General features: G+C 38.4%; 8 protein-coding genes and 1 tRNA gene. 4 read left to right on the top strand and 5 right to left on the bottom strand.

Features of this window, described 5'->3' with window-relative positions:
- Nucleotides 1–273: 273 nt before the first annotated feature.
- The 5 genes from QUE72_RS00800 to QUE72_RS00820 all read right to left on the bottom strand — a co-directional run bounded on the left by QUE72_RS00800 (nucleotide 274) and on the right by QUE72_RS00820 (nucleotide 5089).
- Nucleotides 274–561, bottom strand: a complete 288-nt coding sequence (locus QUE72_RS00800) for a hypothetical protein (RefSeq protein ID WP_074497530.1) — start codon at nucleotides 559–561, stop codon at nucleotides 274–276.
- Entirely contained in the window at nucleotides 558–2174 is a 1617-nt protein-coding gene (locus tag QUE72_RS00805) for a PepSY-associated TM helix domain-containing protein (RefSeq protein ID WP_286270928.1), read from the bottom strand. Before QUE72_RS00805 ends, QUE72_RS00800 begins: the two co-directional genes overlap by 4 nt.
- A gap of 5 nt (nucleotides 2175–2179) precedes the next feature.
- The gene (locus tag QUE72_RS00810; protein ID WP_074497536.1) at nucleotides 2180–2464 is read right to left on the bottom strand and encodes a hypothetical protein; all 285 of its coding nucleotides are present in this window, start codon (nucleotides 2462–2464) and stop codon (nucleotides 2180–2182) included.
- Between the two features lie 72 nt (nucleotides 2465–2536).
- On the bottom strand, nucleotides 2537–4672 hold the full coding sequence (locus tag QUE72_RS00815; protein ID WP_286270929.1) for a TonB-dependent siderophore receptor: 2136 nt from the start codon (nucleotides 4670–4672) through the stop codon (nucleotides 2537–2539).
- Nucleotides 4673–5012: 340 nt separating this feature from the next.
- Nucleotides 5013–5089: transfer RNA gene (locus QUE72_RS00820), tRNA-Arg, on the bottom strand.
- A 287-nt stretch (nucleotides 5090–5376) separates the two neighbouring features.
- Here QUE72_RS00820 and QUE72_RS00825 point away from each other — a divergent pair.
- Genes QUE72_RS00825 through prsR form a run of 4 tightly spaced genes read left to right on the top strand, consistent with a single transcriptional unit; the run spans nucleotide 5377 to nucleotide 12833 of the window.
- Entirely contained in the window at nucleotides 5377–6369 is a 993-nt protein-coding gene (locus QUE72_RS00825; protein ID WP_286270930.1) for an efflux RND transporter periplasmic adaptor subunit, read from the top strand.
- 3 nt (nucleotides 6370–6372) lie between these two features.
- Entirely contained in the window at nucleotides 6373–9414 is a 3042-nt protein-coding gene (locus QUE72_RS00830; protein ID WP_286270931.1) for an efflux RND transporter permease subunit, read from the top strand.
- A 2-nt stretch (nucleotides 9415–9416) separates the two neighbouring features.
- A complete protein-coding gene (gene prsK / locus QUE72_RS00835) occupies nucleotides 9417–11456 on the top strand; it encodes an XrtA/PEP-CTERM system histidine kinase PrsK (protein ID WP_286270933.1) in 2040 nt (679 codons plus the stop codon).
- A 24-nt stretch (nucleotides 11457–11480) separates the two neighbouring features.
- Entirely contained in the window at nucleotides 11481–12833 is a 1353-nt protein-coding gene (prsR, locus tag QUE72_RS00840; protein ID WP_074497555.1) for a PEP-CTERM-box response regulator transcription factor, read from the top strand.
- The last annotated feature ends 101 nt before the right edge of the window (nucleotides 12834–12934 follow it).

The following is a 12934-nucleotide window of genomic DNA, read 5'->3' on the forward strand; positions in this document are numbered from 1 at the left end:
TTGGGAACTCATTAGCGCCCTGATAACTTCCCTAAATAATCGAACCATAGACTGACTATGCTTAAATTATTTAACTTGTTCTCAACGCGCTAATGAAATTCTAAGTTGACCAAATATTTAATAGAATTGGTATTAGTCTATTTTTTAAAGAGTATTTCCAAATTAGGGGATGAACGGGGTTTACTTGGAGTAGAGGCGTATAATGACAAAAGCGATAAAGCGAGAACATGCCACTCGTTTTTAGTGAGTAGCATGTTTAATTTAAATCATTTTTTAAATAATAGTTGAAGGTAATTCTGATACCAACCAGCCTATCACTGTGAGAGCCCCACAATACATTAAAATACCAGCATAATTAGCCATCATCACGAGTGGAATAAATGGCAGTAGTAAGCACCATGATAGAAGTTTTCTTGTTAAAGGTCGCAATACAAATGCGGCATTGCCTTTTATTTCTGCTTTATTAAATATTTTCCTGCGCCTAGGGTCTGTATAAGCAAGTAATAAAATAATGAGTAAACTAAAAATAATGGAAGGTAATGTCACCATTAAGTGATTCATTGGGCGGCCTCCTGTGTTGAAAGCGTTGGGTTATCGATAATAGTATCCTTCTTTGTCATTTGTACTGATTTGTACAGGCGATAAAAACACAAAGCAGAACAAGCTAATAACATGCATTCAATAAACATCATCGATACCATATGATATTGTATTGCATCTATCCAGCTTACGCCCGAGCTAAAGAATCGAATAAAAGGTAACAGCAAGCAGAATAACCCATTGCTGGCTAATAATACGTTTGAAAGCAGAGCAATATTTTTTATCGCTAATGTCAGTATAGTGACGACAGCGGCTGCAATTAAAAATGACAAAGGTGTCCAAACACTTTGATTTAATGCTAAATTTTCACTAATAAAAAAACCTGATGCACTACTTAAAGAGCACAGTGGCAAACCTAAAAACCCCCATGTACATAGTCGGCTAAACCAACGCCAATGTTGTTCACCTTTTTCATTTCTGTGAGCATAAAGTTGTAACCCTGTTATGGTGACATAGCATGTTGCAATACCTAAACCTACCCAGATTATTTTTGAGAACAAGCCTGCAAACGTTCCATAATGAATAGGATAGATCAATGATAAAATAGCACTCCCTGCAGAAGGCACTGTGCCGACTAACGGCTTATACTCTATAAAGTCGCCATTTGTTGCATCGTACACTAATTGCTCAAATCCAACTTCTCCTTCGTTAGGCATGAAAAAAGTAAGTAGGCTGGCTGATTCAGTAGCAAAATGAGAGATCGAAATAAAAGCTGGTACCGCTGATTGTCGCTTCGCTGCATCTGCTATCATCAGGGTTAAGTTAGCTGAATCTTTTGGCACTTCACTTTTATGTTGTTGTTCACCAACAAGCGTATGCATTAATGCTTCTTGATCTCCACCAAAAGCAACAATTCCCATTGCAGGTAAACCAAATGAATCAGAAAAACTAAAAAAACTTCCTGTAAAGGCAAGCAAAATGGCAAATGGTATGCTCCAAGTGCCTGCAACTGTATGTGAGTCTCGCTTGAGAGATTTACCGTCACGTTGTTTTCGAATTGAGAACATATCAGTAAACAAATGACGGTGCATCATGAAACCTGATACAGAAGCAATTAACATTGCTAGTCCTAAAATTCCGGTGAGAATAAGCCCCCATGGTGACGGGATATGTAATTCTGTATGGATAGACACTAAAAAACGACTTAATGCGTAGGTATCATCTTGAGCAAATAAATCGCTACCAAAACCTTGTTGCTGAGTTATTATTTCTCCCTCAGGGCTTACTTTATATTGAAAACCAAACTCATCCATATCTCCGTTGGGGTTTAGCTTATGAGTATGAAAAAAATATACTAATTGCTGACGGTCATTTTCATAGACAGAAATCTCATCAAGATATTCATCAGGAGTGATTTCTGCTAGGTGGTTCACTGTTTCATTTACATCAGTTGTCATTAATAAATTTTTCGGATAATTACTGTTAGACCACTCACCTATCTCATCTGCAATTACAGCAACCGTTCCGGTGAATATAACTGCATATAGCAACATACCTAAGACAATGCCAGACCAAGAATGTAAGCTAAGTAAGGCTTTAGCTTTAGAGCGAATATTAGATGCATTTTCAGCCATAAAAGTTAACCCAAAAATTGAAATGTTAAAATAAGGCTATTAATAATAAACAGTATTACTAGTAACCATTGCGCTTTACGCAGGTCAGTTGTTAAATAGGTATAGAAAAACAACAGGGCCCATATTAATGGGAACATGATAAGCGGCATCATAATATTATTTACATTACCTACCCCAGGTGGGAACCACACTGCCATGGCAAACATGATAAACAGAGACACTAACAGTGTTGCTGGACCACTAAGCCAGAAACGTCTGTTTTTGAAAAAGTGTAGATATGATGTATTCATACATAGATCCGAGTTAAGTCGTTAAGTGAGTTGCTTTAAATCAGCAAGCTAACTCACTCACATGAGTTAAGGTTATAACTTCCAGTGCAATGTTAAGCTAAAGTCAGTTGGCGAACCGTAAAAGGCTTGATCCGTTCGAACAGAGCTCAGGTATTTCTCATTCGTTATATTATCGAGATTGAGACTTAAAGATATTTGATCGTTGAAATCGTATTGAACATAGCCTCCGAACAATGCATAACTGTCTTGATTAACTCTTCCATAACTTGTGTCATAATAAATCTCACTTTGCCAACGAAGCGATATACCAACATTGAGTTTTTCTTGCCATTTAGGTGAATAATCTGCAAGTAGCTTTAAGGTTTTACGTGGAATAAAGGTACGCGCTTCATCACCGTTTTCATCATCCATTGTCAAGAATGTATAACCACCTTGTACTGACCACTCCTGTGAAATATTACCGGTGACTTCTAGTTCAAAGCCATTAGAGTCAACGGTGACGCCTCGATATAATGAATAATTAAAGTCATCCGAATAATCATCGTCATCAATACCGTCGCCATCGCCAAACTCAATGAAGTCATATAGATTTTCTTGTTCAGTTTTAAATGCTGCAACACTAATGAGCAAGTTGTCTTCAAAGCGTTTCTTGATACCTATTTCATAACCACGTCCTTCAGCTGAGCCAAGTGGTTCAAGTGCTTCATTTAAATAGTATTGGGGTTGATAAATGTCACTGTAACTACCGTATACATTCAAGTCGTCTAACGCTTCCCATGTAAAACCTATATACGGGCTAGAACCATCTTCAGAGGTTGAGGTTGATGCTCCCCACGAGACACCTTCATTTTCATAATCGACAAAACTTGCACCTAAAACGAAATCAAAGTTTTCAGTAGCAGCCAATTGTATTGAACCATAAAACCGGTTCAAGGTTATATCAGTAACGCCTGCTTGAAACGGAGTATCCCAAGTCGGCCTTGTTACTTCTGTTCCTGACCAATCAGGGAAGGAGGGCATTACGTCGAAACCACTTAACGCAGTATAATCAAGATCAAGCGTTTCAGAGTCCGCTAAACTCAAACCTAGGTTGAAAGAATGCTCAAACCCCCAAGCTTCGAATGTACCTTGCAGTGTATTATCCCATATCAACGTTTTGTCATCTGCATCAAACTTTCCTGGATACCCTAAAAGTCCTAACCCCGTATTTGATGCTAATCCAGTATTTGAATAAGTGTAGAAAAGTTCTGAGCGATCTTCGTACGTTGTATAATTTAATTTACTGGTAAAAATAACTTCATCAGTAATATACCAACCTAATTCAGCAAAATAATTTTCATTTAGTGTGTCCCAGTAAGTCCAGTTCATCGCGGTAGATGCAGACGCGTCAAAATCTGTCTGGGTGCCATCAGAATAAATTAACGGAGAAGCTCCCCATGTTACCCCATCACTATTGTTTTCTTGATAGGTATAACCAAAAGTAACGGTAACATCATCATTGAGTTGTCCATCAACAACGCCATATAGCACGGTACGGTTGTTGCCATAATGGTTTAGCCAACTTTCTTTATCTTGATGTACTAAAACTGCGCGTGCAGCCCAGCTTCCAGAGTCTGTTAAAGGTGTAGATACATCAACAACGGCACGCATATTTGACCATCGACCTAAGGTAAATGCGGTACTAACTTGTAGATCATTAGTTGGACGTTTCCTGACATAATTGACAGTTCCCGATGGATTACCTAAGCCAGTAATTAGCCCGTTAGAGCCTCGGATAAATTCAATTTTTTCATAGATAGCAGTATCAAGATCGCCGACAAAAATATTGCCAAATGGAATACCTGCGCCATCAACATGCATACTGGTTATGTCGAAGCCACGAGCATTAAAGTAGGTTCGGTCAGTTTCGGTTTGATCTATATTTATACCGGTCACTTGTTTAAACAAGCTATTAATGTCACTGAGATTATATTTTGAAATGGTTTCATTTTCGATAATAGACAATGATTGTGGCGTATCAAAACTGTCAAGCCCTAGGCCAGTTGCCCCAGAGCTAATACGTTGTACACGGTTCCCGAGTATGCGAATAACTTCTATTTCTTTTTCAGTAATACGTTGTGCTTCTTTGTTACTTAATTCAGCGGAATGAACAGTAGAGCTTAGAGCCAAAATAATTGGCGATAATACGAAGGTGTAAGGGGATTTCATATTATTCTCGTAATAGTTGATGTTAAAAACAAGCGCAGTATAAATACTTAATAATAGTAATGCAAATAACAATTGTTATCATTAAGTTTCAGTAAGGGGGCGATCATTTTAAAACAGTTGGCAATAGCTGATGAATTTACTGTTATTTTTGAATACGCTAACGATAAATTAATCTGAACAATCTGATTTAATAGAGTTGGTATAAGTATCCATGAGGGCTCGAATAAATGATTTAAATTCTTGAATAGTAAGCAGTAGAGAAAGCGGTTTGGTCACGTGGTAAATGCGATGATAGTTGCAAATATAGAAGGTAGTGCAAAAAAACGTGAAGTAATAATGGTGGCCCACCCGGCAGGAGTCGAACCTGCGGCCTCGCCCTCCGGAGGGGCGCGCTCTATCCAGCTGAGCTACGGGTGGATTAACTTTTTAGCCTTAATGTTATTGTTTTGTTCAAACTACACGATACCCGAAATGTTTTCTATTTCTTGCTGCTATGCAGTATCAGTATTAAGGCGGCGCAATACTAATACCTATCGTTTTTGTTGTCTACCGCTAAAAACGAAAAACGTGGAATAGAGAGGTAAATAAGCGATGGAATAAACGCGTAAAAATGATGAAATTAATGTACTTTCAGTGACTAGCAGCTTAAAGTATCACTATAATTAATGCGGGTTGCAACAACAAGACAGTACATTTGTAATTTTATGAAGCTACTTTTCCTCTTTTTCATCAGCTTTCTATTGCTTGGTGCGATAAATACCAATGCGCAGCAATATGCTACGCAAGAAATTGACGCGACTACGTTTGAAAAAAACATCGTGCGAGCTGGTAAAACGCGCTTTAAGAAAACACATGTTTTATCGTTTAAAAGTCAGGGTTATTTAACCTCTCTTACCGTTGATGAAGGCGATCGTTTTTCTGCTAAATCAGTATTAGCGAGTCTTGAAACAACCGAACTAAAAGCGTTGAAAAATGCTAACTATACTGAGTTATTGCAGGCAAAACGTGATGTTAACCGAGTTAATAAGTTAATCAAAAACGGCTTAAGTTCTCAGCAAGCCTTAGAAATGGCAAAGTTCGCTGAAGATAGCGCACGAGAGCGCTATCGAATTTCCTATTATAATCTTGATAAATCTGAAATAGTTGCACCGTTCAACGGGGTGGTTTTGTCACGCTTTACACGGGTAAATGAATTGCAATCTCCCGGAACACCAGTACTTGAAGTGGCATCGACTGAAAATAATTTCGTCGTTGAAGTGGCAGTGACCACCGATGAAATTAGGTTTTTAACGCGTGGGCAGCCAGTTGAGGTGGAAGTCATGGGGGTTCAAGGTATTGCAGGAATGGTTAGCAAAGTGCCAGTGAAAGCAAATAGTGCCGCTAATATGTATTTGGTAGAGGTAGCATTAACAAATCTACCGTCCACGTTAAAGCCTATTGCTGATCAACTTGCTACTGTACACGTGCCCTTATCGACCCAAGAAGCTGTTTTTGCAGTGCCTAATAGTGCATTAATCGAAATGGATAATAATGGTCATGCAGTTGTACTTGTTAAGCACCTCGATACTTTAAAACGTCAAGCGTTTATGGTTATTGGCCTAGATAGAGATTTTATTTATTTACATGCTGACGATTTATCATCAAATCTTTCTGTGGTAACCCAAGGCTGGCAACAATTTGAGTTGAGCGAGTTATAGGGTATGCGTTTACCTAAAGTTGCGATTAACAATAAACAGTTTACGTTAACGATTGTACTGCTATTGGTATTGGTAGGTACAATTTCTTATTTTACTATTCCTCGTTCAGAGGATCCGCAATTTGATATACCGATTACGCTCATTGAAGTGATTTATCCTGGTGCCTCACCACATGATATTGAAACCTTAGTAGTAAACCCGCTTGAAGAAGCTTTTAATAATATTGAAGGGATCAAGACTATTGAGTCACAAATTAAAAGTGATGGTGCGCGTGTTAAAGTTACGTTTTTATATGGTACCAATATTGATTTAGCTTTCAGTGAATTAAAGCTCGCTGTAGCTTCTGTTAAGCCTAATTTACCGGCTGGTGTGCAAGACGTTTTAGTGATCAAAGCAACACCAACCAGTGTCGCGGTAGTACAAATGGCTTTATGGAGTGAGCCAACCGACTATAAAGCAATGGAGTTCTATGCGAAACAACTTGAGAAACGTTTAGAAGCAATTTCAGCGATTAAAAAAGCTGATATTTGGGGTTATCCACAGCAGATTGTCGCGGTGGATGTAAATGTGGCCAAGTTACAGCATTTTGGTTTAGGTGTTAACGATGTATTAAATACGCTCAATAAGCGTGCGATGAATATTACCCCTGGTTTTATTGATGCTAATACCCGTAGGTTTAATGTGAAATCGAGTGGTAATTATAAAGATTTAGCACAGTTAAATGACACCGTTATATTGGCTAATGAACACACTGCAATCAAACTTTCTGACATTGCTCGCGTGAGCTTTTCTGGGGTTAAACCAAGTTATTTAGCTTATTTCAATGAACACCCTGTTATTTTCATTACTGCTGAACAGCGCGCAGATACCAATATTTTTGAATTAACCAAAGCAATAGAACAGCAGGTAGTTGATTTTAAAGGGTTGCTGCCAGAAAACATAAAGCTTGATGTATTTTTTAAACAGGCAGAAAGTGTTGAAACCCGTGTAAATGGCTTTTTTGATAACCTTTGGTATGGTTTAGTTTTAGTGGGTGTCATGGCGTTATTATTTTTAGGACTGCGTGAAGCGTTAGTTGTTATTGCAGTGATCCCATTATCATTTTTGATTGCTATTGGGTGGTTAGACTTTGCCGGTTTTGGTTTGCAACAAATGTCGATTGTCGGGTTGATTATTGCGCTGGGTTTGCTCGTTGATAACGCCATTGTTGTGACGGAAAGTATTCACCGACATAAAGACCCGAGTAAACCAATGCAAATCGCAGCTGCTCAAGGGGCAAGTACGGTAGGCTGGGCGATTAGCAGTGGTACAATTACTACCTTGTTTGCTTTTTTACCTATGCTGATGCTAGCAAGCAGTACGGGGGATTTTCTTCGTTCAATGCCGATTACCGTTGTACTTGTATTACTAGCCTCGCTACTATTAGCGCTTACCTTCACGCCGCTGTTGGCGAGTCTATTATTTAGTCAAAAACCGAGTAAAATTATTACTTTACAAGTGGTGATAAATCGTTTTTCATCAACGGTCTATGCGAAGGTGTTAACATGGTTTATCACGAAAAAAACACTGCTAATTTCAGTCTTTGTTATCGCATTAATTGCGATGTTTTCATTGTTTAATAACGTTGGGTTAAGCTTATTTCCAAAAGCTGAAAAACCAATGATTTTAGTCGATGTTCAAGCGCCGCCTAATTCATCACTAGCCTATACAAAAAAAGTAATGGATAAGGTAACTGTTTTATTAAAGCAGCAACCAGGTGTTTCACACGTTGCGCAAAATATTGGTAATTCAAACCCTCGTATTTACTACAATGAGATCCCAAAACGTGGGGTTGCATCGTTTGGCCAAGCGTTAGTGTTACTTGATGAATACAATGCAAACGATGCTCAAGCGCTGATTGATAAACTTCGCAAAGAGTTTTCTTCGTGGTCTCAAGCACAAATAACCGTCAAAGAGTTTACCCAAGGCCCGGTAACCGATCAGCCTGTGACCATTCGCTTAATGAGTGAATCGTTTGATGATTTGTCGCAAGTAGCAGATGATCTAGCCATGTATATGGCAACACTTGATGGCTTAATTAATATTGAAAATCCCATTGGAGTGGCAAATACAGAACTTGCCTTGTCAGTAGATTATGAAAAAGCAGGTATGCTTAATATCGATATTCAAGGGTTAGATTTAACCATACAAACGTTAGTAACAGGTAATACAGCTGGCGTTTTTAGTGATGCTAACGGGGAAAGTTATCCATTAGTGATCAGAGGGGATAAACAAGACATTTCGTTGTTTGAACAAGCCTTTATTTCAACACGAGAAGGCGCGTTAGTACCTCTAAATCAAATTGTTAACGTGTCATTGCAAAAAGGTCATACAGAATTTTATCATTATCAAAAACAGCGTATGGCGAAAGTATCTGCAGATGTAGCTACAGGTAAATCAACGGCGGTATTAACCCAGCAAGTTGTTGATTATATTGAACAGTATAACTTGCCAGCAGGCATGTACTATTCGTTAGGGGGTGAAGAAGAGTCGAGACAAGAAAATTTCGCGGGCTTGTTTCAGATTATGATCATTACCGCCATTGGCATTTTTGCGGTGTTAGTCTTGCAGTTTAAATCCTTTTTACAGCCGTTAATCATCTTTACATCTATTCCTTTCGCTATGGCGGGATCTGTTATTGGGTTGTATTTGTTTGACCTGTCTTTTTCGATGATGGCGTTTATAGGGTTGATCAGTTTATTTGGTATTGTGGTAAATAATGCGATAATTCTCATTGATACTGCGAATAAGAATTTAACACAAAATGCCGATAAACAAACGGCAATAATAGAAGCTGCTGTGGTACGCTTTACCCCTATTTTACTCACCACGATTACTACGGTGGGTGGCTTACTTCCTTTAACGCTATTTGGTGGCGGTCTATGGCAACCATTAGGTGTTGTATTAATTTCTGGGTTATGTGTTTCAGCCATTGCGAGCTTCTTATTAGTGCCGATATTGACTGAAATATTTACACGTTCTTCACCACAATTGCGAATAGAATAAAGATGGAATTTATTGGATTTGTTGGTTTTGTCTTAAGCTTTATTGCTTATGTTATTTTTACTTTCCTATTAGTTGCGGCACGTAACACACAGCTGCTTGCTCGTTGGACAATTGTCTCCGTATTAACGACCACGGTTGCTTCTGCCTTGGCGGCTTTGCAAATTAAACTTGGCTTTGGTTTACAGTGGGTATTGTTAGCTGACGGCTTAAAAGTGGCCTCTTGGGCGATTTTGGTGCTGATATGTAATACTGAGCTAACTTCAATTCGCCAGTTATTATCAAATTACCATATTAGGCAATATGTTAGCGTTTGGTCAGCATTAATGTTGGTCTGTTGGTTAGCGTCTTTCTTATTAAACTATTCTTATGAATACATTTATCTACTGTTCATTGTACTAAACCTTTGGAGCTTAGTGCTGATGGAGCAGTTATATCGCAGTGCTGATGATCAAATTCGCTGGGCAATATGGCCGTTAATTATCGCGCTAGCGAGTATCGCGATATTTGATTTTGTTATGTATGCCCAAGCAACAATGGTGGGGAGTATTGATTTCGATTTTTGGTTTAGCCGTGGTTATATTGCGGTAGCTGTGTTGCCGTTATTATTGGTTAGCACCAGAAGAATCAAAAATGGCTCTGTACGTATTTTTGTGTCAAGACAAGTTGTTTTTTATAGCTCCATTTTAATGATGGCCGGGGTATATTTATTGATCATGGCGCTTGCCGGCTATGTGATTAATTATGTTGGTGGCGAATGGGGTAGTGTCGTTAGTATTGGCTTTTTAATGCTCAGTGGTATTGTATTAGTCGCGCTATTGATCACAGAATCACTTAGACGAAAGCTTAAAGTTTTTATTGCGAAAAACTTTTTTGCTAATCGTTATGAGTACCGTGATGAATGGCTAAATCTCATCGAAAAAATAGAAACAACCAACGCAGAAAGTTATTATCAAATGGCAACATCTATTATGATGTCAAAACTCAATGCCCATAGCGGTGCCATTGTTAAACGTAAAAGCGATTTACATTTCGATAATAAATACTCTCACGGTTTAAAACTGACCGAAGCATTTGATTTACAACTGACGTTTATTAGCCAATTTTGTCAGAAAAAAGGTTGGATTATTGATGTTGAAGAGTATGAAATTACCCCGACAATGTACCCAGAATTGAACCTTGATTTAGATTTATGCCAAAGCTTTGATGTACGCTTTATTATCCCAATTTTTATTGGTAAAGCCTTTTATGGTTTGTTTTTAATTGGCGATATTAACGAAATGAAGCAACTTAATTGGGAAGACAGAGACTTGCTTTTTGCCGTATCTAAACAATTAGGCAATTTTATTTCTTTGAATGAAGCAAATGACGAGCTGGCAGAATCAAAACAGTTTGACGCATTTAACCGAATGTCAGCCTTTTTAGTGCATGATTTAAAAAATGTGCAAGCGCAATTAGCATTAATCACCACAAATGCAGAAAAACACCGAGATAACCCTGAGTTCGTTGACGATGTGTTTGAAACAGTTGAATCTGCAACAGATAGGCTGGGTAAAGTACTTTCTCAATTGCGTAATAAGCGCGTAGAAAAATCTAGAGATTCAGAGATTGATCTGGTTGAGTTACTTGAAAAAGTTGTGGAACAACGTAATGTAGAAAAACCGTTAGTGATAATTAAACAGGCGGTGCCAACAAAGCTGGCAACTAATGAAGAAAAATTACATTCGGTATTAAATCACTTGGTTCAAAATGCGCAAGAAGCAAGTAGCGAAGACACAACCGTAGAATTATCACTAAATAATAATAAAAATATTGTCACCATCACTATCACTGATCAAGGTTCTGGTATGAGTGAAGACTTTATAAAGTACCGATTATTTAAGCCGTTTGATACCACAAAGGGCAATGCTGGTATGGGAATTGGTGTGTATGAAGCGAAACAGTTTATTGAGAGTGTGTCTGGCACGATAGCGGTCAAAAGTACCGAACATTCAGGCACAACATTTACTATTCAATTACCTATTAATGCAACAGATAATGAATAAACAGGAAGAGCAAGGATTTATTTCATGGAAAAGCTACTAATCGTCGATGATGATAAAGGAATACAAAAACAATTAAAATGGAGCTTGTCTGATTACGAATCAATTTTAGCAGCGGATCGTGAAAGCGCGATAGCAGCTGTACGTCGCCATGAACCTAAAGTTGTGACATTAGATTTAGGCCTACCGCCTGATGCTGCAAATGCATCAGAAGGGTTAGCGGCATTAGATGAAATATTGCGTATAGCGCCGCATACTAAAGTAATTGTTATTACTGGCAATGATGATCGAGAAAATGCCCTTAAAGCGATTTCAATGGGAGCATATGATTTTTATCAAAAGCCGATAGAGCCAGAAGTTATTAACGTGATTGTTGCTCGCGCATTTAGTGTGGCGTCGATAGAAGAAGAAAACCGTCTAATGCGGGCTGTTGGTGGTAATGACATTGGTATTGTTGGCAATAGCAGCAGTATTGAACGATTACGTACCATGGTTAAACGTATCGCTCCAACGCAAATTACGGCCTTATTATTAGGTGAAAGTGGTACCGGTAAAGAAGTCACCGCCAACGCGATACATATTGCTAGCGAACGTAGCAAAAAGCCTTTTATTGCGATTAACTGTGCGTCAATTCCTGAAACACTCCTAGAAAGCGAGTTGTTTGGTTTTGAAAAAGGAGCTTTTACTGGAGCAGTACGCACCACAAAAGGTAAAATTGAATGTGCAGAAGGCGGCACCCTCTTTTTAGACGAAATTGGTGACATGCCCTTTAACTTGCAAGCGAAACTCTTGCGGTTCCTACAAGAAAAGAAAATAGAACGATTAGGTGGTCGACAAGAGATAGACGTTGATGTACGTGTGGTATGTGCGACGAATCAAAACCTTGAAGAAATGGTTGCTGAAAAACAGTTTCGTGAAGATCTGTTTTATCGGGTGAGTGAAATTACCTTAAATATTCCGCCATTGAGAGAGCGCGAGGAAGACACCTTAATATTGGCTCAGTTTTTTCTGCAACGCTATGCGCAAGAGTATAAATCTAACGTAAAAAGCTTTGCTGATGATGCGTTAGATGCAATCAGACATCATAGATGGCCAGGCAATATTCGTGAGTTACAAAATAAAGTAAAAAGCTCTGTGATCATGGCAACAGGCACACAAGTCACCGCAATTGATTTAGGCTTTTTTGATCATGACGGACAAGCATTACAGTTAGATTTAAACTTACGCAAAGTACGTGAACAAGCAGAATCTATTGCGATTCAAAAAGCACATGCGTTGACTGAAGGAAATATGTCTAAATGCGCTGAACTGTTGGGGGTTACAAGACCAACGCTGTACTCGTTAATTGAAAAATATTCATTAACTATTGGCGCAGAATAACAAGTAAACGTGTTATAAAAGGGTAGTATCAAATATTGATACTACCCTTTTAACTCTCGCTAAGTGACTAAATACTTAATTGAGTTGGTATTAGCCCTGTT

The sequence above is a fragment of the Thalassotalea hakodatensis genome (assembly GCF_030295995.1).
Lineage (GTDB): Bacteria > Pseudomonadota > Gammaproteobacteria > Enterobacterales > Alteromonadaceae > Thalassotalea_C > Thalassotalea_C hakodatensis.